The sequence below is a fragment of the Nocardia arthritidis genome (assembly GCF_011801145.1).
Lineage (GTDB): Bacteria > Actinomycetota > Actinomycetes > Mycobacteriales > Mycobacteriaceae > Nocardia > Nocardia arthritidis_A.
The window spans coordinates 8835114-8860542 of sequence record NZ_CP046172.1; the positions used below are offsets into that span (position 1 = coordinate 8835114).

23 protein-coding genes are annotated in these 25429 nt (G+C 67.1%); 17 read left to right on the forward strand and 6 right to left on the reverse strand.

What is annotated here, in order from left to right; all coding sequences use genetic code 11:
- The first annotated feature begins 94 nt into the window (after positions 1-94).
- The 5 genes from F5544_RS40095 to F5544_RS40115 are packed head-to-tail and all read left to right on the forward strand — an operon-like array spanning position 95 to position 6956.
- The gene (locus tag F5544_RS40095) at positions 95-1408 is read left to right on the forward strand and encodes an ABC transporter substrate-binding protein (protein WP_167477965.1); all 1314 of its coding nucleotides are present in this window, start codon (positions 95-97) and stop codon (positions 1406-1408) included.
- Positions 1405-2289 carry a carbohydrate ABC transporter permease gene (locus tag F5544_RS40100; protein ID WP_167477966.1) on the forward strand — a complete coding sequence of 295 codons (885 nt, stop codon included), beginning with the start codon at positions 1405-1407 and terminating at the stop codon, positions 2287-2289. Before F5544_RS40095 ends, F5544_RS40100 begins: the two co-directional genes overlap by 4 nt.
- Positions 2286-3167: a carbohydrate ABC transporter permease gene (locus tag F5544_RS40105; RefSeq protein ID WP_203217456.1), complete on the forward strand. Its 882-nt coding sequence runs from the start codon at positions 2286-2288 to the stop codon at positions 3165-3167. The genes F5544_RS40100 and F5544_RS40105 overlap by 4 nt, the downstream gene beginning before the upstream one ends.
- A complete protein-coding gene (locus F5544_RS40110) occupies positions 3164-5836 on the forward strand; it encodes a hypothetical protein (protein WP_167477967.1) in 2673 nt (890 codons plus the stop codon). The genes F5544_RS40105 and F5544_RS40110 overlap by 4 nt, the downstream gene beginning before the upstream one ends.
- Positions 5826-6956, forward strand: a complete 1131-nt coding sequence (locus tag F5544_RS40115; protein ID WP_167477968.1) for a glycoside hydrolase family 88 protein — start codon at positions 5826-5828, stop codon at positions 6954-6956. The genes F5544_RS40110 and F5544_RS40115 overlap by 11 nt, the downstream gene beginning before the upstream one ends.
- Here the strand turns inward: F5544_RS40115 and F5544_RS40120 are convergent.
- A complete protein-coding gene (locus F5544_RS40120) occupies positions 6941-9178 on the reverse strand; it encodes an MMPL family transporter (RefSeq protein WP_167477969.1) in 2238 nt (745 codons plus the stop codon). The genes F5544_RS40115 and F5544_RS40120 overlap by 16 nt on opposite strands.
- Positions 9179-9331: 153 nt before the next feature.
- Here F5544_RS40120 and F5544_RS40125 point away from each other — a divergent pair, with 153 nt between their 5' ends.
- The 3 genes from F5544_RS40125 (at position 9332) to F5544_RS40135 (ending at position 11213) form a co-directional block, all read left to right on the forward strand.
- Positions 9332-9901 carry a DUF2165 domain-containing protein gene (locus tag F5544_RS40125; RefSeq protein ID WP_167477970.1) on the forward strand — a complete coding sequence of 190 codons (570 nt, stop codon included), beginning with the start codon at positions 9332-9334 and terminating at the stop codon, positions 9899-9901.
- A gap of 98 nt (positions 9902-9999) precedes the next feature.
- Complete coding sequence (locus tag F5544_RS40130; protein WP_167477971.1) at positions 10000-10500, forward strand: hypothetical protein; 501 nt, start codon at positions 10000-10002, stop codon at positions 10498-10500.
- 41 nt (positions 10501-10541) lie between these two features.
- Positions 10542-11213, forward strand: coding sequence for a class I SAM-dependent methyltransferase (locus F5544_RS40135; protein ID WP_167477972.1), 672 nt, complete (start codon positions 10542-10544; stop codon positions 11211-11213).
- On the opposite strand, the gene F5544_RS40140 is transcribed toward F5544_RS40135, so the two are convergent.
- The gene (locus F5544_RS40140) at positions 11210-12358 is read right to left on the reverse strand and encodes a lipase family protein (RefSeq protein WP_167477973.1); all 1149 of its coding nucleotides are present in this window, start codon (positions 12356-12358) and stop codon (positions 11210-11212) included. The genes F5544_RS40135 and F5544_RS40140 overlap by 4 nt on opposite strands.
- 538 nt (positions 12359-12896) lie before the next feature.
- Between F5544_RS40140 and F5544_RS40145 the strand changes: the two genes are divergently transcribed.
- From F5544_RS40145 to F5544_RS40165, 5 genes are all read left to right on the forward strand, one after another.
- Positions 12897-14084 (forward strand): GDSL-type esterase/lipase family protein, encoded by a 1188-nt coding sequence (locus F5544_RS40145; protein WP_167477974.1) that lies wholly within the window; start codon positions 12897-12899, stop codon positions 14082-14084.
- Between the two features lie 172 nt (positions 14085-14256).
- Positions 14257-15297 carry a tryptophan--tRNA ligase gene (gene trpS / locus F5544_RS40150; RefSeq protein ID WP_167477975.1) on the forward strand — a complete coding sequence of 347 codons (1041 nt, stop codon included), beginning with the start codon at positions 14257-14259 and terminating at the stop codon, positions 15295-15297.
- A 39-nt stretch (positions 15298-15336) separates the two neighbouring features.
- Complete coding sequence (locus tag F5544_RS40155; RefSeq protein WP_167477976.1) at positions 15337-16149, forward strand: tryptophan 2,3-dioxygenase; 813 nt, start codon at positions 15337-15339, stop codon at positions 16147-16149.
- The gene (locus F5544_RS40160; RefSeq protein WP_167477977.1) at positions 16146-17348 is read left to right on the forward strand and encodes a kynureninase; all 1203 of its coding nucleotides are present in this window, start codon (positions 16146-16148) and stop codon (positions 17346-17348) included. Before F5544_RS40155 ends, F5544_RS40160 begins: the two co-directional genes overlap by 4 nt.
- 159 nt (positions 17349-17507) lie before the next feature.
- Entirely contained in the window at positions 17508-18212 is a 705-nt protein-coding gene (locus tag F5544_RS40165) for a DsbA family oxidoreductase (RefSeq protein ID WP_167477978.1), read from the forward strand.
- Here F5544_RS40165 and F5544_RS40170 read toward each other — a convergent pair whose 3' ends face one another.
- On the reverse strand, positions 18213-18935 hold the full coding sequence (locus tag F5544_RS40170; RefSeq protein WP_167477979.1) for an SDR family oxidoreductase: 723 nt from the start codon (positions 18933-18935) through the stop codon (positions 18213-18215).
- Positions 18936-19090: 155 nt separating this feature from the next.
- Entirely contained in the window at positions 19091-19624 is a 534-nt protein-coding gene (locus F5544_RS40175) for a DUF4142 domain-containing protein (RefSeq protein ID WP_167477980.1), read from the reverse strand.
- A 151-nt stretch (positions 19625-19775) separates the two neighbouring features.
- On the opposite strand from F5544_RS40175, the gene F5544_RS40180 reads away from it, so the two are divergent.
- Positions 19776-21167 (forward strand): M28 family metallopeptidase, encoded by a 1392-nt coding sequence (locus F5544_RS40180; protein ID WP_167477981.1) that lies wholly within the window; start codon positions 19776-19778, stop codon positions 21165-21167.
- Here F5544_RS40180 and F5544_RS40185 read toward each other — a convergent pair whose 3' ends face one another.
- The gene (locus tag F5544_RS40185) at positions 21168-22025 is read right to left on the reverse strand and encodes a 3-hydroxyacyl-CoA dehydrogenase (RefSeq protein WP_167479824.1); all 858 of its coding nucleotides are present in this window, start codon (positions 22023-22025) and stop codon (positions 21168-21170) included.
- A gap of 307 nt (positions 22026-22332) precedes the next feature.
- On the opposite strand from F5544_RS40185, the gene F5544_RS40190 reads away from it, so the two are divergent.
- Positions 22333-23169 (forward strand): glycosyltransferase family 2 protein, encoded by an 837-nt coding sequence (locus tag F5544_RS40190; protein ID WP_167477982.1) that lies wholly within the window; start codon positions 22333-22335, stop codon positions 23167-23169.
- Here the strand turns inward: F5544_RS40190 and F5544_RS40195 are convergent.
- The gene (locus tag F5544_RS40195; protein WP_167477983.1) at positions 23153-23437 is read right to left on the reverse strand and encodes a hypothetical protein; all 285 of its coding nucleotides are present in this window, start codon (positions 23435-23437) and stop codon (positions 23153-23155) included. The two genes, F5544_RS40190 and F5544_RS40195, sit on opposite strands and share 17 nt — an antisense overlap.
- Before the next feature lie 91 nt (positions 23438-23528).
- On the opposite strand from F5544_RS40195, the gene F5544_RS40200 reads away from it, so the two are divergent.
- Both F5544_RS40200 and F5544_RS40205 read left to right on the forward strand, forming a co-directional pair.
- Entirely contained in the window at positions 23529-24413 is an 885-nt protein-coding gene (locus tag F5544_RS40200; RefSeq protein WP_167477984.1) for a LysR family transcriptional regulator, read from the forward strand.
- Positions 24414-24566: 153 nt separating this feature from the next.
- Complete coding sequence (locus F5544_RS40205; protein WP_275106996.1) at positions 24567-25415, forward strand: alkaline phosphatase family protein; 849 nt, start codon at positions 24567-24569, stop codon at positions 25413-25415.
- Positions 25416-25429 lie beyond the last annotated feature (14 nt).

A 25429-nucleotide genomic window follows, 5' to 3' on the forward strand; every position in this document is an offset into this window, starting at 1 on the left:
GAAGTGCTTTCCCTCACATAGGACGCGGGTGAAGTATGCGGTATCGAGCAGAACGCGACAAGGCGTGAATGTCGCACAGCAAGGAGCGGTTCGCATGCGAATCAAGTCACGGTCGGTCGGCGCGTTGGTCGCGGGGGTGCTGGCGCTGGCCACGGCCACCGCATGCGCGCCGGGCACGCAGGAATCGAACAACACCTCGAATGGCCCTGTCACGGTGGACTTTTCCAGCTTCAAGGGCAAACACATGACCTACCTGTACTTCACCGACGGGCCCGACCTGGACGCCACCAAGGCCGCGGTCGCCCGCTTCGAGCAGGAGACCGGCGCCACCGTCGACCTACAGGTCATCCCGTTCGCCCAGCTGAACACCGCGCTCACCGCGCGCATCACCTCGGGCACCGCGCCGGAGGTGGCCCGGGTACAGGACTGGCATCTCTGGGGCAGCGAATTACTGGATTTCACCAACTATTTCGGCAAGGCGTATCCGAACGAATTCACCGACGGCGCCGTAGCCACCTCCGTCGACAAGGACGGGCACATGTTCGCGGTGCCGAGCGATCAGACGATCAACGGCCCGTTCGTCAATGTCGACGCATTCCAGAAGGCCGGCGTCCCGGTGCCCGACGCCAACACCAAATGGACCTGGCAGCAATTCGTCGACACGGCGGCCAAGGTGGCCCAGGAAACCCAAATGTCCTCGGCCATCACGATGGACGTCTCCGGTAACCGGTTGAGCACCGTGCTCAGCCAGTTCGGCACCACGCTGATCGGCGCGGACGGTCAGGTCGCACTCGACCAGGCCAAGACCGAACAGGCGTTGAGCGCGGTCAACGATCTGCTGCAATCGGGCAAGATGTCCAAGGAATTCTGGCTGGGCGCGGGCACCAATTATCGCGGCGGCAACGACCCCTTCATGGCGCAGCAGGCTCCGGTATATCTGTCCGGTCCGTGGCAGGTCGGCGCGTTCGCGAAATCCGCGCCGTTCAAATGGGCCGCAGTGCCGAATCCGTGCGCGGCCGAATGCGGCGGCTTCCCCGGTATGAAACAGATGGTGGCGTTCCGGCGCAGCAAGGAGCCGACGCTCGGCGTCGCCTTCGCGCAGTGGATGAACCGCACGGAGAACCAACGCGAGATAGATAAGGTCGCGTTCTGGCTGCCCACCAGGAAGGACCTGGTCTCCGCCCACGTCGAATACCCCTCGCGCGCAGCCGATATGAATGTGTTCATCGGGCAGATCGCGAGTACGCCCTCGGTCGATTTCAAGACCGCGGCGAGTCCGGCATTCACCGGTGCGGCGAACGCGCTGGTGAAGGAATTCGACAAGTACGTCGCGGGTCAGGAGAGCGTCACCGATTGCGTACACAACCTGCGTGATCAAGTGGACAAAATCGTGAAAGCGACCAAATGACGGCCGGTTTCCGGATCAACCGGCGCAAGGTCGCGCCGTACCTGTTCATCCTGCCGAATATGGTGCTGTTCGGGCTGTTCACCATCTATCCGGCGATCAACGGCTTCAATCTCAGCTTCTACGACAGCAATAACGGTCTGACCTTCCGTGCCGTCGGCACCGACAACTACCGCCAGATTCTGGGCAGCTCGGAATTCTGGGATGTCGCACGGCAGACCGCCCTGTTCGTCATCGGATTCGTCGCGCTCAGCACCGTGCTGGCGACCGCGCTCGCACTCCTGTTGCACGGCCAGCGGCGCGGGCGGGGCGCACTGAGCGCAGCCTATTTCCTGCCCATGGTCGTCTCGCCGGTGGTGGTCGGCCTGATCTGGAATGCGGCGCTGAATCGACAGACCGGGCTGGTGAATTCGGCGCTCGCCGCGCTCGGCCTCGGCCATCCCGCGTGGCTGGTCGATCCGCACCTGGCGCTGGTGTCGGTGATACTCGTCGGCACCTGGATCCACCTGGGTTTCTACGCCATGATCATGCTGGCGGGCCTGCAGGCCATCGACGAATCGGTATACGAGGCGGCCACCATCGACGGCGCCGGCACCTGGCAGCGTATCCGGCTGATCACCCTGCCGCTGGTGCGACCGACGACGCTGGTGGTGATCATGCTGGCCACCATCGCCGGATTCCAGGCCTTCGACTTCATCTACACGCTCACCGGCGGCGGCCCGGTCGGCGCGACAACCCTTCTCGTGCAATACGTTTACGTCAACGCCTTCCACGCACCGGTCAGCTACGGCTTGGCGAGCGCCGCGGCGGTGATCCTGTTCCTCGTCGTATTCGCCGTGACTTTTCTCAACTACGTCGTCGGGCGGCGCAGGGAGGCACTGTGATCCAGACCGTCGAACCCGAGCGCACACGTCCGGCCGCCACCTGGACCTCCACCACCGGGCGCACACCGCGGGCCGGCTCGGTGCTGCGCGCGACGGTGCTCATCGCGGGCGCGATCATCCTGGTCGCGCCGCTCATCTGGGCCGGGCTCTCGTCGTTCAAGAGTCAGGCCGAGCTGGCCGCGCAGCCGCCGACGCTCTATCCGCATCACGCCACCCTCGACAACTACCGAACCGGGTTGGCGGCCTTCGATTTTCCGCATTACCTGGTCAACAGCGTCATCGTGACGGTGGCCGCAACGCTGCTGACCCTGCTGATCAATTCGATGGCCGCATTCGCCTTGGCCAAGTACAACTTTCGCGGCCGTGACCTGCTGTTCCTGATCACGCTGTCCACCATCATGATTCCGCTGCAGGTGATCCTGCTGCCGGTCTATCAGGTGGTTTCCGCCTTCGGCATGACCAATTCGCTGCTGGGGCTGATCATTCCGCCCGCGGCGACGCCGACCGGCGTCTTTCTGCTGCGCCAATACATGCTCACGCTGCCCGACGAGACCATCGAGGCGGCCCGGATCGACGGCGCGGGCGAATTCGCCATCTTCCGGCGCATCGTGCTGCCGCTGTGCAGGCCCGCGATCGCGGTGCTCGCGATCTTCTCGGTCATCTGGCGCTGGAACGACTTCCTGTGGCCGCTGATCGTCGCGCAGGACGAGAGCAAGCAGACGCTGCCGGTGGCGATCGCGAGATTCAGTGGCCAACAGGCTATTCCGTTCAATCAGATCCTCGCGGTCTCGGTCGTCTCGATCGTGCCGACCGTGGTGATCTTCCTGATCCTGCAGCGGCAGATCATCGCGGGACTGGTCCGAGGAGCGATTCGATGAGCAGATACGTTCCGGCGCACGCCGCACGGGAGCGCACCGTGCACGCGCTCGATCGCAATGGTTACGTCCGGGACTGGTTGATCGCACCCGTCTGGTCGGCGCCGTGCCGGGATCTGGACGAGGCACTCGCCGCGGACGGCAGCCCGTGGGGCACGGACGGCCGCTGGGTGCTGACCAATGGGCCCGATGTCGCACCGCTGAAAGAGCTGCTGTACGACCGGCTTCCGATCGATATCGCGGCGGATCCACCGACGGTGTCCGAGGGCGCGGCATTCAGCTGGCGCCCGACGGAGCATGACACCCACGAAACGGCCTGGGAGCGAGCGCATATCGGCGCGGACGGGCTGCTCGACTGGAGCGAGTTCTGTTTCACGCCCGAATACCGCGCGGCCATCGCCGCCACCGTCCTGGAGGTGGATCAGGCGGAGGAGCGGACGCTCGAGGTGGCGTGCACCGGGCCGGTCGCGGTCTACCTCGACGGTGAATTACGGCTGTTCACCCGGAATTTCACCTATATGGAGCCGCGTCGCGAGCAATTGCGGGTGCGGCTGCGTTCCGGGCGCACCGCCGTGCACCTGCTCACCTGGCAGCTGGCCTTCCGCGAATGCAGGCATATCGCGAGCCTGCGGGTGATCGGGCTGCCGGTCCGGGTGGTCATACCGGCCCGGGGTGCCGATGAATTCCGTTCGGCGGCAGCGGAATCCATACTCGACGCACTCGGCTGCGCGCCGTGGGCCAGTATCGACGGCACCGTGACGCTCACCGGTCCGGCCGGTGCGCGCTATCTCGTCGAGTCGGACGGAAATCCGCCGACGGCGGTGACGCTCGTCGACGGCACCGCAAGCCTGACGTTATCCGGTGCGGCGGTGGATGATTCGACCGCTTCGATGCTCGCCACCGGCGAGACCACGCTGACGGTACGGGTCGACGATTCCGCCGCCCCGGTGCTGCGGCGGTTGCGCGCGGCGCGCGTACCGGGTGTCCATCGCACGGGCTCCGCCGACGATCCGGCGATTTGGCGGTCCGAACTGCTGCGGCACGTCGCGGATGGTGTGCCCGGCGTTGCGCGCGCACTGGCCCGGCATGCGCTCGAGCCAGGCGCGAAGCTGCGCGACGAAGATTTGGATCCCGCCCTGGCCATGATCGAATCGCGGTCCGACTGCGCCGATTTCGAAGCGGTCGGGCTCGTACATCTGTGGCGGCGGCTCGATGACGCGGTATGGGCTCCCACCCAGCGCGATCGGGTGCGCCGAGCGCTGGTCGGCTTCAAATACTGGATCGACCAGCCCGGCCTGGACGCCATGTGCTACTTCACCGAGAACCACCAGTTCGTCTGGCATACCGCGGAAACCCTTGTCGGCGACCTGTTTCCGGACGAGGTGTTCGGAAATACCGGCTGGCCGGGCCGACGGCACGCCGCGCACGGACGCGAACTCGCCGCGGAGTGGATGCGACGCAAGCTGTCCGGCGGATTCAGCGAATTCGACTCCAACGCCTATCTCGCGATCGACGCCCTGGCGCTGGTGTCCTGGATCGAATTCGGCACGGAGCCGCCGTTGCGCCGTTTGGCGGAGGCCTTGTTGGACAAGGCATTGCTGACGTTGGCCGGCAATTCGTGGCGCGGGGTGCACGGTGCGGCGCACGGCAGGTCCTATGTGCCGACCCTGCGATCGTCCCGCTTCGAGGAGACCGCGCCGATCATGTGGACGCTGTGGGGCGCGGGTTCGCTCAATACCGCGGTACTGCCCGCGACCGCGCTGGCCACCGCAAGGTGTTACCGCACACCGGATCTCGTGCGCGCGGTGGCCACCGAACTACCCGGCGAATGGGACGGGCGGCAGGTGTATCGCGGCGATTATCGCTGGCACCACGATCTCCTCGAGCGACCGTACGGCTCCGATCTGCGGGTGTGGCGCACCCCCGACGCCATGCTTTCCAGCGTGCAGGACTATCGGCCCGGCTTGCCGGGATTGCAGGAGCATATCTGGGGCGCCACCCTCGGACCCGAAATCCAGGTCTTCGCAACGCATCCCGCGACGGCGAGCACATCATCGTCGGCCCGGCCCAATGCCTGGGCCGGACAGCGGGTGCTCCCGCGCGCCCACCAGCACCTCGACACCGTGCTGGTACTGCATCGCATTCCGGAACCGGATCTCCTCGGCACCACCCACCTCTGGTTCCCCACACCCCATTTCGATGAATGGATCCAGCACGGCCCTTGGCTCTCCGGGCGAGCGGGCAACGGATACGTCGCGGTGGCCACCGAGGGCGGTTTCCGACCGGTCAGCCGTGGCGACGAGGCACGACAGGCCTGGCTGCCGCGCGGCAGCGGGCTCGGTTACGTCGCGACCGTCGGCAGGGCCGCGACCGACGGCTCGTTCTCGGACTTCGTATCCGCGCTCACCACACCGGATTTCGCCTCCGATTCGATAGCGGTGACCACCCGCGACGGCCGCGCGCTCGCCCTCTCCTGGCCGGGCGCGTTCACGGTGGACGGCGCGGCGGATTTCGCCGAACCACCGCATCTCGACAATCCGGCGCTGCACCTTCCGTTCGGTGCGGACCGGCTGGAGGCCGAATGGGGCGGGCACCGGCTGGTGCTCGACCTGAGCGAGGGTCGCCGGGTGGAACCGCCCAGCGGCGTGCCGGGGGCGGGCGATGCGGACTGAACGCCCACATCACGGCCCAGGCAATAATTCGGACTCCGGCGCGGATCTGACCTCATCCCGGCAGGCCCATCCCCCGCTGCCGCCTTTGACCGATCTCTCGGCGGCGCGACTCGCCGAGATCGGCGATCTGCTCGTCGCCCGAACTTGGCGGATGGGCCTGCCGTCCTGGTTCTGGGGCGAGGGGGTCTGCCTGCTCGGCATGCTGCGGCTCGCGCGGGCGCGGCGTCTTCCGGTTCCCGTCGAGGTGGTGGACTGGCTGCGACACCACCGCGAACGGGGCATCGACATCGGCCACGTCAACAACCTCGCGCCGGGCACCGCCGCGGTGCTGGCCGCCGCCGAATATCCGGAGTTCGCGGATCCGGCCATCCGGCTCGGCGAGTGGTTCAACGAAACAGGCTCCTGCACAAGATCTTTCAACGGCGCGCTGGAGCATTGGCCCGGCGGCGTCTGGGCGGACACCACGTTCATGGCGGGCGTGTTCCTCGGCCATCTCGGCGCGTACCGGCGCGACCCGGAGCTGCTGGCCGCATTCGGCGATCAGCTGCTCGCCCACGCCGAGATCCTGCAACACCCCGAGCTCGGGCTGTTCGCGCACGGATCGCACCGGGGCGAAACGCTGTGGAATTTCTGGGGCCGCGGCAATGCCTGGTGCGCGCTCAGCGCGGTCGAATTCCTGGAGCTCGCCGCGACGGCCACCGTCGACGCCACCCAGGTCCACCGGATCACCGCCGCACTGACCCGTCAGCTGATCGCGCTGGCGCAACGGCAACCGGCACATGGCGTGTGGAGCGTGCTGGTTGACGATCAACCGGAGAATGCCGGGATACTGGAGACCTCGGCCGCCGCGGGCATCGGCGCCGCCATGCTGCGCGCCGCCCCCCTGATCCCCGAGCACACACCGACTTTCACGACGGCGGGCTGGCGGGCAATACGCGGCGCACTGGCCTACGTCGATGCCGAGGGCGCACTCACCCGAGTGAGCGCCGGCACCGTCCTGCAACTGATCCCGTTCGGCTACAGCGTAATTCGCGACGACCGCCCGCAACTCTGGGGCCAGGGCCTCGCCATGCACGCGGTGGCCGCGGCCCTCGAGAACTTGGCTCAGGCCCGCACCTGAACCTCGGGATCGACCGGTTCGGCCTCGGCCAGACCGAACCGGGCATGCAGTGCCGCAAGGGGTTTCGGTGACCACCAGTTCCAGGTGCTGAACAGGCGCATCAGCGCGGGAACCAACAGCAGGCGGATGATGGTCGCGTCGGCGATCACGGCCAGCGCGAGGCCGATGCCGAAGAGTTTCATGATCGCGACCTCGGAGGTGGCGACGGCAAGCAGCACCACCGCCATCAGGCCTGCGGCGGCGGTGAAGATCGGGCCGGTCCGTGCGGTGCCCATGGCCACCGCGTGCGTATTCGCCTGTGCCGCACGGTCGGAGGCGAGCCATTCCTCCCGGATCCTGGACAGCAGGAATACCTCGTAATCCATCGACATGCCGAATGCCAAGCAGAACATGAGGATCGGCATATAAAGGTTGGTGGTGCCGGTCGGGGTGAAGCCGAGCAGCCCGGACAGATGCCCGTCCTGGAAGACCCACACCATCGCGCCGAAGGTCGCGGTGAGCGATAACGTGTTGAGCAGCAATGCCTTCAGCGGCAGCAGCACGCTTCCGGTGAACAGGAACAGCACCGCGAGCATGACGACGGCGATCAGCGCGATGGCCAGCGGCAGCCGCGCCGCGATACTCGCGATGGAATCCGCGTTGATGGCCGCAGCACCGCTGAACTCCACCGCGCTCGGCGGGTGCACCGCACGCAGCGCGGCCAGTTGTGTCTCACCCTCCGGCGCCGACGGCTCAGCCCGCGTCACGATGGACAGATACGTCCCTGCGGCACTTGCCATTTCGGGAACATCGGCGGCCACGCGCAACCCACCGGCATAGACGCCCCCACTGGACAGCACCCCGCGCACGCCGTCGACCCGCGACAATTCCGCCGCATACGAACCGATTTCGGCCGAGGGGCCATCGAATCCCGGCAGTGCCGCCACCAACCCGGCCGCCATATCCGCGTCGAAATCCCGGCGCAGCGCGTCGCTGACGATCCGGCTCGACGCCGACGTCGGCAGGACTCGATCGTCCGGTGCGGCGAATTGGGCCGACAGGAAAGGAGATCCGAGCAACAGCAGCACCGCGACCCCGGCGACCGCGACGCGCAGCGGCCGCTTCATCACCGCGACGACCAGCCGGTACCACCAGCTGCGCTCCGGCGGCACCGCGACCGCGGGCCCGCGACGTAACCACCGCCGCAATGGTTTTCGCAGATCCAGCGCATTCACCCGGTCGCCGAGCAACAGCAGCGCGGCGGGCAGGATCAGGACCGACGCGCCGACCGCGGCGGCCACGACGGGCACCCCCGCGTAGGCGAACGACCGGAAGAACACCTGCGGAAACACCAGCAGCGCCACCATGGCCAGTGCGACGGCGAGTCCCGAATAGACCACCGTCCGCCCCGCGGTCTGCACCGCGCGGATCACTGCGGCCCTGGTATCGCGGGCCGCCGCCAACTCCTCGCGATAGCGGCTGACGATGAACAGGCTGTAATCGATGGCGAGGGCGAGCCCGAGCGCGGTGGTCATATTCAGCGCGAAGACCGAAACGTCGGTCATCGCGGTGAGCGCGCGCAGAATGCCGAGCGTCGCCGCCGTCGCGAACAAACCGATCGCCACCGGCAGCAGCGCGGCGATCACGCTGCCGAACACCAGCGTCAACAGGATCGCCGACACCGGAAGCGCGATCGCCTCCGCGACGATCAGATCCCGTTGGACGTGCGCGTTCACATCGGTGACCACCCCGGCAAGCCCACCGCCCCGCACCGCGACACCGTCGCGGTCCCGCTCGATATCCGCGGCCAGCGCCGCCGTGCGCCGCTGCACCTGGCTGTCGTCGCCCGCGATCTTGGCGACGATCAGCGCACCGCGGCCGTCCCGGCTGCGCAGGCCGAGCGCCAGATCCGGCCGGGTCGACCAAAATGATTGCACGCCGGTGACATTCGGATCGCTGCGCATCCGTTGCGCCACCTGCTCGGCCACCGCGCGCGCCGCCGGGCTTTCCACACCGTCGGCCGCGGTGATCAGCACGACGTAGTTCGGGTTGCCGCCGGGGAAATGGTCCTGGATGAAGCGGTTGGCCCGCACCGATTCCAGATCGGCGGCCAGATAACCGCCGCTGGACAGGTGCCCGGGCACGGTGGCCCCGAAACCACCGCCGATCAGCGCCAGCAGCAGCGCCACCAGCAGCACGATTCGTGGTCGCGCGGTGGCGAATTCGGCGAATGTGGTCGGCATCGGTGCGTACCTCTCGGAACGGCTGCGACGAACGGGTCGATCGTATGGGCCGCCCGCTCCGCGGACCGCAGTGGCCTTCGTCATAATCCGATCCGAGGTACCATTTTCGCGGTCCGGACGAATCCAGGTGTACCGCTGCGGGATCGGAGACAGATGGGTCTCAACGTCAGGCGTTTTCTCGATATCGTCGGTAGTAGGCGGATGGCCGTCGCGGTGCTCGCCGCCATCACCGGCTTCTACTACCTGTTCGTCGCCTTCACCAATTGTGTTGATACCGATACCAATCGGCGCGGCGTCGCCGCGGTGCTCGCCATGCGCTCGACCATCCACAATTCCGGCACCGACTGGCGGGCCATCACCAGCGGCAATATCGCGCTCATCGCCTACATCCTCATCGTGATCTGGGAATTCCTCATCGCGTTCGTGCTGCTCGCGGCGGCGGTCGCGTGGCTGCGCGCGCTATCGGGGCGTCCGGCCCGGCTGCGCGCCGATCAGGATATCGCCGAGAAGCTGTCGAGCCTCGGGTGGACGATGGTGATCCTGCTGTTCGCCGGCGGTTTCCTCACCATCGCGGGCGAATGGTTCCGCATGTGGGCCAACAAGGAGGTGAACGCCTCCTCGGCCGCGCTGCAGAATTTCCTCATCGCCGCCGTCGGCCTCATCCTGCTGCACCTGCCCGACCGCCCAGTGCCGCCCGATCGCCCAGTGCCGAAAGGGCGTTGAACGTTTCGCAGGCACCGCGCGATAACCACGTGGGACTCCCCCTCCGACACCCCATCGGCGTCGAACTACGAAGAACGGCAACGTGACTCGAGGGATACGTGGTTATCGACAAGAAGCCCAGGGCATTCCACCCGACACACGGCTCGCTGCTCGGCGGCCTGCTCGGGTGCGCGATCCTGCTGGCCGGAGCCATCTGGGCGGCTAATACTCTTCCGGCGCACAACTATTCGTCCAATTCCGCACCGCTGCTGGTGGCCGGGTCCGGTGGGCTGATCCTCGCCGCCAGCGTGTACGGGTACCACACCGGTAGGCGCAGGCTGGAATTGCGCGCCTGGCTGGGCAGGCACGGCCGCTCGGTCTGGGTGCCGTCGGAGCACACCCGGGTCCGGATCATCTTCCACGATCCCGAGACCAACCGGCCCAGCATCTTCGTCGTCGACGCGCTGTGGACCGATCCGGCCTCCGGCCGCACCCACACCGCGACCAGCGCGCACCTGCGCGACGATCCGACCACCCACCTGAGGTCGTACCGCCGCGTCCTGGTCCGCTACGACCCGGCCGACCCGGCCCGCTGCCTGGTCGACCTCGACGCGCCGTAGTTCCTTGACCTCGAGTGCGGTTGGGGATGAATCCTGGAGTCATGACACGTCCTGCCGAAATGTGGAACACCGCCTATGACAACGACACCGCGCCGTGGGTGATCGGCGCGCCGCAACCGGCGATCGTCGCACTGGAAAAGACGGGGCTGATCAGCGGCCGCGTCCTCGATCCAGGATGCGGCACCGGTGAGCACACCATCCTGCTGACCGAGCTCGGCTATGACGTACTCGGCGTCGATCTGGCCCCGAGCGCGGTCGAGTACGCCCGCCGCAACGCGGCGGACCACGGGGTTGTCGCGCGATTCGAGATCGCCGACGCGCTGCGCTTCGGCGAACGGACGGACTGGGCGGGCGCTCCGGCCGGCTCCGCACCGGCCTTCGACACCATTGTGGACAGCGCGCTGTTCCATGTCTTCGGCACCGAACCCGAGGCCCGCGCGGAATATGTGAACAGCCTGCATTCGATCCTCAAACCCGGCGGCCTGCTGCACATCCTCGCGCTCTCCGACACCGAATCCGGTTTCGGCCCGCGGATCAGCGACGCGCTGATCCGCGAATCCTTCGGCACTGGTTGGGAATTGGAGGATCTCCAACCGTCCAGCTACCGAGGCAGGCCGATCACGACGGCGCAGGAGGGCCGGTTCGACGGCATCGAGCTGGGCGAGGGCACGATCGATGTCGCGGCCTGGCTGACGCGGCTGCGCCGGGTCTAACGCATCCGCGCCAGGAAGTCGTCGATAGCCGCCCACATCGCCGGGTTCAGCTGGGTGTGCCTGCCGGTGCCGGTGACCGTCCGGAAATCGACGCCGTTGGCGGCGAACTGGGCCGCGAGCGCGGCATGCAGCGGGGACGGGACCATGGTGTCGGTGGCGTTGAGCAGCAACAGGATCGGCGCGTTGTAGCCGCGCGTCGGCACCGTCAGGTACTCGGTGTACACGTCGCGAATCCGCTTGTCCGATAACGGTTTCGAGAGCAGGTCGCCGATGCCGAGACCATTCACCCGTGCGTCGATGGCGGGCTGGCACATGGTGGCGATCTCGTCGAGTACGGTCCGGCCGAGCGGGCTCAGGTAGTCGTCGACGCCGGCGTCCGGCCGGGCGGTGCGCAGCCCGGCCAGGATGTCGGCGATGAAACCGGTGGTGCCGTCCAGGCCCGGCAGCGCCGGAAGGCCCGGTCCCGCAACGGGAAGCCCCTTTTCCACATCGGATTCCGGGTCGATCGCGATGGTGCCGCGGAAATCGAGGTCGGGCGCGTAGGTCTGCTGGAGATATCCGGTGCCGAGCGCGGCCTGACCACCCTGAGACGGCCCCATCACGGCCCAGGTGCGCGACAGGTCCGGGCGGGCCGAGCGCGCGGCGCGCACCAGATCGATGGTCGCCGTCGCCTCGGTCTGCCGCTCCAGGTACGGGTGCGGGCCGGTGTCGAACAGGCCGAGCCCGAGGTAGTCGGGCGCCACCACCGCGAAGCCGCGGTCGACGAGGTGACGCATCATCGCATCCTCCTCGCCGATGAAGACGGTCTGCGGCCCGGTGCTCGGATCCGATTTACCGCCGCAGCCCGCGCCGAGGCCGGTGGTGCCGTGGGTGAAGGCGACGATCGGCCAGCCACCCGGCGGCGGCGTACCGCGCGGCACGAACATCGCGCCGCTGGCCGGGCGCGGGCTGCCGTCGGAACCGGCCATCCAGTAGCTGATCACCGAACCGCCGGGGATGCCGTGGAAGCTGTCGGGCTGCCGAACAACGGAGGTCAGCATCCCCGGAGTTTCCGCCGCGGCCTGACCGGCCTGCACCGTGAGCGCGGCACACGCCGATATCGCCCCCATCGCGACAAGACTCCGCCAACCACGGGAAACCCGCATCTGCCCATCCTCCGATTCGAACGACATCGTTCCTGTCAGGCAGCAGCCTATGCCGTGTTATGCGCGCGCAGCACGTCGACAATCGGGTGACAGCGAACACAAGGCAACCGCATCGGCTATGCGGTCGACAGGGCTTCGAGCAGCGGATACCGGCCGTCAGCGCGCGGGACCAGCAGTCGCGGAACAGTCAAGTGTTTCCAGACTCACATGCCGCCGCACGGCCTCGGCTTCGATCATGAATGGCTCGGCACGCGACTCGCGACGGTCGCCTACCCAACTGGCTGGGGTGCGATTTCTCCGGTTTCCGTTCTTCGACAACCGAATTCGTCATCAGCCGGGAAACCCGACGCGGATCGTACGCGTAAAGGCTTGCCGCTCTGCGACACCGGGTACGCAACAGGTAGCACCCCTTCGAATGACTCGCCGCATCCGCCCCGGCCTGGCGAAACGATGCGGCTTCTCATCGAAACAACCGGCCCATCAACCCGATTGACACGCGGCCGAAGCATGACCGCGCGCTCGCGCGGAAGGAGCGAGCATGACCGACTGGATCAGCACTCCCATCGAATCCACAATCCTGCGTGGGGTTCTCGAATTGGAGCGCACCGCACGCGGCGTCTTGCCGCACCGGTTGCCCGCGCGGGCACGCCGCCAATTCCCGAACAGTTCCCTTTCCATGGTCGAGACGCAGCCGACGGGTGTCCGGCTGGCCTTCCGCACCCGCGCCACCGCGATCGAATTGGATGTGCTGACGACGCGGGTCACCTGGCTCGGCGCCCCGGCCCCGCTCAACAGCGGCTACGACCTGCGGCTGAACGGCAGCCCCGCCGGACAGGACGAAACCGGCGCGGGAAATCTGCTGATCATCGACACCCGCACCGGGGCGGGGACCACCGAACCCGGACCGATGGGCACCGTCCGGTTCGCCGGGCTGCCCGCCGTGGCGAAGGAGGTCGAGATCTGGTTGCCGCATACCGAAACCGTCGAGTTGATCGCGCTGCGCACGGACGCACCGATCGAACCGATCGATGTCGGAGATCGCAAGGTGTGGCTGCACCACGGCAGTTCGATCAGCCACGGCGCCAACGCCGACTATCCGACCGGCACCTGGCCCGCCCTGGCCGCCACGCTCGGCCAGGTGGAACTGGTCAATCTGAGCCTGCGCGGCAACGCACTGCTCGACCCGTTCGTCGCGCGGACCATCCGGGATACGCCCGCCGACCTCATCAGCGTCAAGATCGGCATCAACCTGGCGAATACCGATCTGATGCGGTTGCGCGGCTTCGGACCCGCGGTGCACGGGTTCCTCGACACCATCCGCGATGGCCATCCCGGCACGCCGCTGCTGGTGGTCTCGCCGATCCTGTGTCCGATCCAGGAGGACGCTCCCGGCCCGATCACACCGGACCTCAGCGGCGGGCGGCTGCGCTTCCGCGCCCCCGACCCACCGGCCGAGCCCGACCCGGGGCGTTTGACGCTCAACATCATTCGCGAGGAACTGGCCGCCATCATCGCTCTCCGGGCGATCGACGATCCGGACCTGTACTACCTCGACGGCCGCGAACTCTACGGCGCGGCCGATTTCGCCGAACTGCCGCTGCCCGACGCACTGCATCCCGACACCGCGGGCCACCGCCGCATCGCCGAAAACTTCGCCAGGACAGCCTTTTCCGCCGATGGACCGTTCGGAGTTCGGACCCGCCGACAGGTTGCCGCCACGGTCTGATGGGGTCTGCCGACCCGCTGCTATCCTGATGGCGTGATCTCTTTCCGTCAGATGTGGTGGCGGCCGTCCCGACGGCCCGCGTAGAACCATGTCCACGGGCTGTACACAGCCCGTGAAGTCCGTTGCGCGGAAAGAGCTTTCGTACAGCCCTCCAATTTTCAGGAGCTGTACCATGAATTCCTTCACCGCTACCAGAGCCCGCAGCGACCAGCTGGCCGCCGATGTCGCCGCCCACCCGGACCGCTACCGCATCCTCACCGGTGAACGCCCGACCGGCCCACTGCATCTCGGCCACTACTTCGGCACCATCGCCGAACGGGTACGGCTGCACGGGCGCGGCGTCGACACCTTCATCATCCTGGCCGACTACCAGGTCATCACCGACCGCGACGGAATCGGGCAGGTCCGCGACAACGTCTACGGCGCGGTTATGGACTACCTTGCCGCGGGCATAGATCCGGAAACCGCGACGATCTTCACCCACTCCGCGGTCCCCGCGCTGAACCAGCTGATTCTGCCGTTCCTCAGCCTGGTCACCGAGGCCGAACTCCATCGCAACCCCACCGTCAAGGCCGAACACAGCGCATCGGGGCGGGCATTGAGCGCGCTGCTGCTGACCTATCCGGTGCATCAGGCCGCCGACATCCTTTTCTGCAAGGGGAATCTGGTGCCGGTCGGCAAGGACAACCTGCCGCACGTCGAGCTGACCAGGGTGCTGGCCCGCCGATTCAACGATCGCTACGGCAAGGTATTTCCGGAGCCCGATGCGCTGCTCACCAGCGCACCGGAGGTGCCGGGCCTGGACGGCAGGAAGATGTCCAAGAGCTACGGGAACGCGATCACGCTCGGCATGACAGCCGACGAGACCGCGGCCGTCATCCGGCGCGCCCCGACCGACTCGGAACGCCGCATCACCTTCGATCCCCAAGGGCGCCCGGGCATTTCGGCGCTGCTGAGCACCGCCGCACTGTGCGTCGGCATCGATGAGCACACGCTCGCCGACCAGATCGGCGACCGCGGCGCGGGCGCGCTCAAACAGCGAACAACCGAATTGGTGAACGACTACTTCGCCGCCCATCGCCGCCGCCGCGCGGACCTGGCGCGGCAGCCGGATCTGGTGCGCGACATCCTGCGCGCCGGGAACGGGCGGGCCAACGCGATCGCCGAGCGGACCCTCGACGAGGTGCGCGCGGCCATGGGCACCAGCTACTGATCCGCCGCGCCGAGCCGGAATTTCCAGCATGATCGTCCAATGGCACAAAATGCTGATTCGACAACCACCGCGACACCGGCGTTGACCTACGGTTCGTATCTTGCGCTGGACGAACTCCTGAACGCCCAGCACCCGCGCTCGGACGAGCACGACGAGCTGCTGTTCATCGTCATCCACCAGGTGTACGAGTTGTGGTTCAAACAGCTGCTGCACGAACTGGGCCTGCTGCAGCAGAAGCTGGCGGCGGGCGACACGCCGCACGCGCTGCACACGCTGAAGCGGATCCTGACCATCCTCAAGGTGGTCGTCGCGCAGATCGACGTGCTGGAGACGATGACACCCCGGCAGTTCGCCGGTTTCCGCGCCCGGCTCGCCGCATCGAGCGGATTCCAGTCGGCGCAGTTCCGTGAGCTGGAGGCGGTGCTCGGCCGCCGGGATACCGCGGCGTTCGCGCACTATCCGGCGGACAGCACGGGCCGGGCGCGGATCGAGGCGGCGATGGCGCGGCCGTCGCTGTACGACTCGTTCCTGCACTATCTGGCTAAGCAAGGCTATCCGGTCCCGGCCGGGTGGCTCGAGCGCGATGTTCGCGAATCCGCAACGCCCGCACCGGAATTGCAAGAGATTCTGCTGCGCGTCTACGCCGACGACGGCGGCCCGGCCCAGGTGGCCGAGCGGCTCGTCGACGTGGACGAGGGGCTGCAGGAGTGGCGCTACCGGCACGTGATGATGGTGCGGCGCACCATCGGCGACAAGCCGGGCACCGGCGGCTCCTCCGGCGCGGATTACCTGCGCGGCACACTTTTCCGGCCGGTATTCGCCGACCTCTGGGCGGTTCGGAGCCGCCTGTGATCACGCTCGAAGACCTACGCGGCACCCCGAACGCGTTGGCCCCGCACTATTCTCGCTTCCGAGTGGACGAACGGGCGCTGCTCACCGGACATTCCCATCAGGCGTGGCCCGATGTGGCGCTGCGCGGGCAGATCGAGGCGTTCACCGATGCCGCCGATGCGGTGGATGCCAAGTGGGACCGCGCATTTCGCAAGGCCGACGCGGTGAAGGACGGATTCCGGCGGATATTCGGCGATCCCGCGGCGGAACTCGCACTGAGCGCGAATACCCACGAGCTCGTCGTACGGTTCCTGTCCAGCCTCGACTTGCGCGCGCGACCACGCCTGGTCACCACCGCCGGTGAATTCCACAGCATTCGACGGCAATTGGCACGGCTCGCGGAGGCGGGCATCGAAATCGTCCGGCTGCCAACCGATCCGGTCGAGACGCTGGCCGAACGGTTGGCCGCGGCGATCGACGACCGAACGGCGGCCGTACTCGTCTCGGCGGTGCTGTTCGAAACCTCGCGCATAGTCCCGCAACTCGGCGAGCTGGCCGAGCGCTGCGCGCACCTCGGCGTCGAGGCGCTGGTCGACGCGTATCACGCGCTCGGCGTCGTACCCTTCTCCGTGCCCGAACTGGGTTTGACCGAGGCCTGGCTGGTGGGCGGCGGCTACAAGTACCTGCAGCTCGGCGAGGGCAACTGCTTCCTGCGCGTGCCACCGCACGCGCGGGATTACCGGCCGGTGATCACCGGCTGGTACGCGGAATACGGCGAACTGTCCGCCGGACGCGACGACGATCTGGTGAACTACGCGCCGGGCGGAAACCGCTTCGCGGGCGCGACCTACGATCCGACCAGCCACTACCGGGCCACCCAGGTATTCGACTTCTTCGCCGAACACGGACTGGACCCGGCCCTGCTGCGCCGAATCTCGTTGCACCAGAACGAATTACTGGCGCAGCGCTTCGACGGTCTCGATGCGCCGCCGGACCTGATCGACCGGGATCGCCGCGCGCCCCGCACCGCGTTCGGCGGCTTTCTCGCGCTGCGCACGCCCCGCGCCGCCGAGCTGCGCAATGCGCTCGCCAAGCGCGGCGTATCCACCGACAGCCGCGGTGATTATCTGAGATTCGGTCCCGCACCGTATCTTTCGGACCTCCAGCTGGAATCCGCGATAGCCGCGCTCGGCGACGCACTGCGCACGCTCCGGCCGTGAGCACCGGGCCCGGTCGCCACCCGACGGCCGGGCCCGCAGTCCTCGTCCGCGGGCCGCAGCACGGTCCGGCGCGCCCGCGACCGCCCGAGCGACCGGGAACAACAGAGTTAGCCGGGGTGTTGCTTATAGCCGGAGCATTGACGAAAGCGAGGGACGACCGTGCGGGTCGAGATCTGGACCGATATCAACTGCCCGTTCTGCTACCTGGGCAAACGGCGATTCGAGGAGGCGCTCGCCGACTTCCCGGACCGTGCGGCCGTCGAGGTGGTGCACCGCTCGTTCGAGCTGGATCCCGGATTGCCCGCGGACGAGACCGGGCCGGTCATCGCGAAGATCGCCCGCAAATACGGGATCAGCGAGGCGCACGCCGCGGCCAACGAGCGCGGCATCGGCGCGCAGGCCGCACAGCTCGGCCTGCCGTATCTGACCGATGGCCGCGACTACGGCAACTCCTTCGATATGCACCGCCTGCTGCATTTCGCGCGGGAACAGGGCAGGCAGGAGGCGCTGCTCGACGCCCTGTATCGCGCGAATTTCGCTGAAACGGAACACCTTTTCGGTGATACGGAGCGTTTGGTCGGCGTCGCGGTGGCCGCGGGCTTCGACGAGACCGAGGTCCGCGCGGTGCTGGCCGATCCGGCCGCATACGCCGACGCGGTCCGCACCGACGAGCGCGAGGCGGCCGAGCTCGGCGCCACCGGTGTCCCGTTCTTCGTCTTCGACAATAAATACGGTGTCTCCGGCGCCCAGCCGTCGGCCGTCTTCACCCAGGCGCTCGAACAGGCCTGGTCCGAACGCGAACCCGCGGTCCAACTGCTCGCCGAGGGCGACGCCTGCGGACCCGACGGGTGCGCGCTGAACTGATCAGCGCCCGCCGAGGCTGCCGCCGCCGTCGACGTCCAGCACCTGGCCGGTGATGTATCCGGCGTCGTCCGAGAGCAGGAACGCGGTGGCGGCGGCGACATCGTCGGGTGTGCCGAGGCGGCCCATCGGGATGGACGCGAGCGCGGCCGCCTCGCCGGCACTGCCCCGCGGGCGCGCCCGGTAGAACAGTTCGGTGCCGATCGGTCCCGGCGCGACCGCATTCGAGGTGATGCCGTCCGCGGCCAGTTCGAGCGCCCAGGTTCGGGTGCAGCCGACCAGTGCGCTCTTGGCCGCGGAGTACGAGGTGCGCTCTCGCGCGCCGTAAACCGCGCGCGAGACGATATTCACGATCCGGCCGAAATGCCTTGTGCGCATGCCGGGTACGAGCGCCTGCACGATCTGCGCCGACGCGCGCACGGTGACCTCCCACACCAGTCGCATGGTCGCCAGGTCGAGCTCATCGATCGGCTGCGGCTCGGCGATACCCGCATTGTTCACCACCCGGCTCACCGAATACCGCTCGGCGATCGTCCGCAACGCCCGCGCGGTATCGTCGGTATCCGCGAGGTCGCAGCGCACGAATTCACCCGGGAAATCCGGCCCCGGCGCACTCCGCCCGACGCCGATCACCCGGTAACCGGCCGTGGCGAGCCGATGTGTGATGGCCAGGCCGATCCCACCCGTCGCACCGGTTACCAATACATCCGATGAATTGTCGCCCATGGGCCGATTCTGGCACAGCGCAAAGCCTCTCGACCGCCATGGTGACGCGGGTAACCCGTCTCACGCAGGAGCCCGGCGCGGGCCGACGGCGCCCGAACCGGTCCGTCGGCTCGCTTTGGTCTCCACCGTGCAATAACGACGAAACCCCTTTCGGCTCAACAGGTACCAAGCGCGGCACGCACGGCATCCAGGTGCCCCTGTACGATCGGCCCCGCCTGCTCGGCCAGGATCCGCACATCCGCCGACTGCCCGGTGGCGACCTCCTGGTTACCGGCGCTCAGCGCGGCCAGGTGGCCGGACTCCTGAGCCCGCAACCAGTTGATGTCGAAATCGCGGCCCATCTTCGGCACCGTGACCATCAGCGTCCGCATCTGATCGGAATCGGGCATCATCGGCAGCATGACGCCGTACCGTGCGGCCACCGTCGTGACCATGCCGTCCAGCCGAGTGTGATCGCGGACCAACATGGGCGCCAGATCCCGGATCGCCGGGCAGGACGACATCGCGGCGGCCCGCGCGCTCAGCGCGATTTCGGCCATATTCGTCTGATGCGCGGCACTCAGAAAGTTCTGATCCTGTTGCGACACAGTCGGACCGGCGGCCGGACCGGCATTCGCCGCACCGGCGGCGCCGACGCCGACCGCTGCGGCACACAGTCCGACGGCCATCGCCCGTGACAGAGTTCCCATACTGACCTCCTGGTGGATAACGGCTCCCCGCGGCGCGATTACCCCACATCCCCCGCCATACACCGCCTGCCGAAACCCCTGGCAGACCGCGAACTATCCGCTCGTCCGCTACGGTTGATCCCGAGTCGCACCTGCCGAACAGGAGAGGCCGATGCCGAACGACCGGACCGACGGTGTACCGACCGAGCAGACCATCGCCTCCTGGATCGAACAGCTCGTCGAGCTCGGTATCCGCAGACCCGGCTACCCCGCCGACGACGCGGCGGCCGCGGCGATCGCCGACCACCTGCGCACCTTCGGACTGGAAGACGTGCGCCTCGAACCGATTTCGGTCCCGCACTGGGAGCCGGTCGACTGGTCGCTGCGGGCGACTCCGGCCGGCGGCGAGCCGCGCGATCTCCCCTGCTTCCCGCTGCCCTTCTCCGCGCCGACACCCGGCATCGAGGCCGAGCTCGCCGCCTTCGACGCCGAGCAACCACATTCCACCGCAGGCAAAGTCGCGCTCTGCGAGATCGAAATGCTGTCCGCGCCCGCGGATCTGCTGGTGACCGCCGGCAGCGCGCCCGCCGATCCGGCGGGCCGGGTATACGACCCGGACGACACGCTCGCCGGTACCACCCAGCTCCTCCCGTTCAGCCCGGCATGGCACGACGTCATGGAACCGGCGGCGGCCGCGGGCGCCGTCGCCTTCATCGGCGGCCTCACCGGCTATATCGGCGACTCGTACGAGTACTACGTGCCCTACGACGCCAAAGCTCGCCCGATTCCGGGGGTTTGGGTGCGCGCGTCCGACGCGGCATGGCTGCGTGCGCAACTCGGAGTCGGGTCGGTCCACGTCCGGCTCGAGATCGAATCCAACACGGGGACAAGGCAATCGAGCAATGTCGTTGGCGAACTGCCCGGCGCCGACGCCGAGCGGGTGATCATCGGCTCGCATCACGACGGCCCGTGGGAGTCGGCGGTCGAGGACGCGAGCGGTGTCGCGCTGGTACTCGCTCAGGCGGCCTACTGGGCGCGCCGTCCGGCCGAAAAGCGGCCGCACCGGCTGATTTTCGTGCTGCACGGCGGCCATATGGCCGGTCTCGCGGGACCGCGCGCCTATGTCGCGGCACATCGCGCCGAACTCGATGCCACCGTGCTCGAGCTGCATCTCGAACATGCGGCGCTGGAATACCGGCAGACCGCCGACGGCGATTACCTGCCGACCGGCCTGCCGGAACCGCGCTGGTTCTGCACCAGCCGAATCCCGGTGCTGGAACGGGCGGTATCGGACGCCATCGTCGCGAACGATCTGCGCCGCTCGATGATTCTGGCGCCCGACGCCGTCGGCGCGCATCCGCCCACCGATGCCGGGCACTACCACGACGCGGGTGTGCCGGTGGTCAACTTCATCACCACCCCGGCCTATCTGTTCGATCGGATGGATCGCCTCGACAAGATCGATTTCGCGGGCCTGGTGCCGCTCACCAGGGCCGCCATTCGAATCATCGAATCGACGGCGGGTATCGGCGCGGCGGAAATGCGCGAGCGGATGATTCGCTGATCAGTCTTCCGAATACCGGTAGAACCCCTCACCGGTGGCTATGCCCAATTTGCCCTTATCGATGTAGTTCTCCTTCAACCACGCCGCGAACCGCCGCCCCTGTTCATCGCCGTGCACCATGATGTTGTACGGGGTGGTGAGCCCGATGACATCGAGTATCTGGAAGGGTCCGACGGGGGCGCCGGTCGCGATCCGCCAGGTCTCGTCCACGGTCGCCGGTTCGGCGTAGCCGTCCGCGCTGAGTTCCATCGCGGCGCGCAGCAGCGGGACCAGCAGCGAATTCAGTACGTAACCCGCCTTTTCCTTGTGCAGCTCGATCGGCACCATTCCAATCGCCTGGGCGAATTCGGACACCGTACGGAACACCTCCGGATCGGTATCGGGCGAGCCCATGATCTCGGCGGTATTGCGTTTCCACACCTGATTCGCGAAATGCAGCGCGAGGAACCGGTCCGGTCGCCCGGTGGCGTCCTTGATCGCGCTCGGCAGCAGCGTCGACGAATTCGTTGCGAAAATGGTTCGCTCCGGCGCCAGTTCGCTCAGCTTCGCATATATTTCCTGTTTTATCTCCAGTACCTCGGGCACCGCCTCGATGACGAGATCGGCATCGCGCACCGCCGCGCCGAGATCGGCGACCAGCACGATGTCCGCCGCGGTCTGCTCGGCCTTCCCATCGCCGCCGCCGGGAACCTCCGCGCGATATGCCGCCGCGAGCGCGTCGAACCGGCTCCGCCCGGCCGCGAGCACGGCGTCATCGATGTCGTATGCGGTCACCTCGAAGCCGTGAAACGCCGTCTGGTACGCGATTTGTGAGCCGAGCACCCCGGTCCCCAGCACCGTCACCCGGCGGATCTCCATCGCCACCGATCACTCCTTTCGAAAGCCGAAACAACGCTGTCGCCTCATCTTCGTCCATCGGTCGCCGTCGGCGCAGATCGATCGCCGGCCGTATGAGGGTGTGCCGCACCCGACAGCTGGTGCGTACAGTCAGCTATCGAGGCGCGAAACACATTCGGCCACAACATATTCGATCGGATCCCCCGAACGCTGGGGACACTTTTCCCAGTGCCACGGCATCTTCCGGCTGCCTGGTGAACCGGGCCCGCCCATAGCCTTTCGCGGACCCCGTCGCGATGGCGGGCCTGCGCGAGGAGCTTCGACGAAAATGCTGCTATCCGTTGTCATTCCGGTGCTGAACGAGGAGAACTGCATCGCCGCGACCCTGGACCGGCTCACCGCGCAGGACACCATCGACGAGATCGTCGTCGTCGACAACGGCAGCACCGACGCGACACCGCGAATCGTGCGCGAGTACGCGCTGACCCACCCGCGGGTGGTGCTGGTGGCGGAGCCGAGGCGCGGTGTCGCGCGGGCCCGCAACACCGGATTCGACCACGCGAGCGGCGATTTCATCGGCCGGACCGATGCCGATACACACGTCGCGCCCGACTGGGGCGAGGTCGTCGTGCGACATCTGACCGCGCACCCGGACACCGCCGCGCTGACCGGCATCACCACCTATTACGACTCGCCAATCGGCTTTCTGTTGAAATTCGGTCTCTGGCTACAGAATCGGCGCGGCAAGCTGGGTGGCCCCGTCGGCAATATGCACGGTCCCAATATGGCGATCCGCCGCACCGCCTGGCTGGAGGTCCGCGAGCAGACCGTCACCCGCCCGGATGTCATCGATGATCTGGACCTGGCGCTGTGCCTGTCGAAACGCGGGCTGCACATAGAACAGTTGACGGATATGCGCGCCGAGACCTCCGCGCGCCGCCGCCGGACCAGTCCCCGCCGCTGGTGGCAGTTCCAGCTGTCGGGTCTGCGCACCATCGCCGGCCAGGGTTACCAGGTGAGCCCGCATCACCGAATGTTCGTCGTGGCCGCCTGGCTCGGCCACACCGCGCAGTGGCCGATCTATCGGTTCTGGGATTTCGACGGCCGTCGCTTCACCCTCATCCCGGCGAAGGAGCGGCTGTTCCCGCTCAGCGCGGCGAATTGACTTCCGGCCGCGCGGCTTTCGCCCCTGCCGGACGGTGCAGCCAGCCTCCGATGCGCCGGTGCACGGCCGGTGTGACCAGGTAGGTCATGATCGGCACGACGATCAGCACCACCAGCAGGGTTCGCGCGGGAACTATCCAATGCGGAACGATCATGCCGACGAGCATCGAGACGAGGGTGACCACCGGATACAGCCCGGTGAAGCCGACCACCGCCAGCTTCCATTTCACCGGAGCAACCGAAACAGGCTGAGCCACAACATCTTCCATTTCACGAACAACTCCTTGCACCAGATCGAATCTAGTGATCGCGCCGGATGCTGTGAAAGATCGAAATCCGCGGATTGAGTAATCTGGCGTTATGAATCTGGAGCTGCGGCACCTGCGCTACGTGGTCACCGTGGCCGACGCGCTCAATTTCACCCGCGCCGCACAGCAGCTGCACATGTCCCAGCCCGCGCTCTCGGCCCGCATCAAATCGATCGAGCGCCATCTCGGCGTCGCGCTCTTCCGCCGCACCACCCGCTCTGTCGAGCCGACCGAGGCAGGCGCCGAATTCGCCGACCGGGCCAGGGAAATACTGCGGCTGCTCGACGAGGCCGAACGCGAATGCCGGAATTCGGTGAACGGCACCGTACTTCGCGTCGGCTACTACGGTGCGGCTGCCCGCGAGTCGACCACCGCCGTCATCGAGCGCTTCCGGGCCGGACATCCCCGAGTCGAGGTCGAACTCGTCCGGTACGGCTGGGAGGATCCCACCGCCGGGCTGCGCGCCAACGAGGTGCGATTGGCCTTCGTACGGCCGCCTTTCGATACGAAGGGGCTGCGCCTGCTGACCCTCGGTGTCGAACCGCGCATCGCCGGACTGCCGGCAAACCACCCGCTGGCTACCAGAGCGACCGTCGACGTCACCGAATTACTGAGCGACCCAATCGTTTACCGCATCACACCGGACCGGGCCTGGGCCGACTTCTGGTATGGCGCCGAGGCACGCGTGCACGCCCCGCCGCCGCGTCGTATCGAGGTCCGCAATCTCGACGACGAACTGCAGGCGGTAGCCGCGGGTCGCGCCATCACGCTGACCACCGCGACCGCCGCGACCTACTTTCCGCGCCCCGGCGTCACCTATGTCGCGCTCACCGGTCTGCCGCCCAGCAGTATGGCGCTGGCCTGGCGCGCCGATGAAACGGATCCACTCTGCCACGCATTCATCGACGCCGCACGCGCATACGTGGCGGCCGGATAACGTCGTCGATTATTTCGGAAATCCGGGACCGAAAAGCGCACAGGGGAATCCCCAGTTGAACTCGCGTCAATCGTGGGCCTATGTTGGCCGAAATTATCCGGTCCGGCCGACTTCGCGAGGATTACCATGATATCGATACCCGGAATTTACCGAATGTTTTCCGCCGTTGCCGGAGCCGCGGCGCTGACCGCCGCCGCGGTGGCCACGCCCGCACCGGCCGCCGCCGCGACCATCCCCAAGTTCGACCACATTGTGCTGGTGATGTTCGAGAACACCGGCTACGACAACATCATCGGCAGCCCGGACGCACCGTACTTCAACCAGCTCGCCGATAACGGTGCGCTGTTCACCGACGCACACGCGCTCACCCATCCCAGCGAGCCGAACTACATCGCGCTGTTCTCCGGCGACACCCAGGGCGTCACCGACGACGGCTGCCCATACGATTTCACCGGCGTCGACAATCTGGGCAACCAGCTGAACGGTCACGGATACCGATTCGTCGGCTATTCCGAGGATATGCCGAGCGCCGGATACACCGGATGCAGCGCAAGCGACGGACTATACCGCCGCAAGCACAATGGCTGGGTCGATTTCGACAATGTGCCCAAGGAATCCAATCAGCCCTACTCGGCCTTTCCGGCCGATTTCACCCAATTACCGACCGTCTCATTCGTGACACCGAATATGTGCAACGATATTCACGACTGCCCGGTATCCACCGGCGATTCCTGGTTGAAGGACAAGTTGTCCGGCTACGCCGACTGGGCCAAGGCCAACAACAGCCTGCTGATCATCACCTTCGACGAGGACGAGGGCACCGACGTCAATCGGATCCCGATCATTTTCTACGGCGCCACCGTCAACACCGGCCAATACGGTGAGCGTATCGATCACTACTCCGTCCTGCGCACCATCGAAGACGCCTACGGCCTGACACCGGTCGGCAATGCGGCGGGCGCCACCCCGATCACCGACGTATGGAACACCTCCGCCCGGTGAGTGCGAGCCCGCGC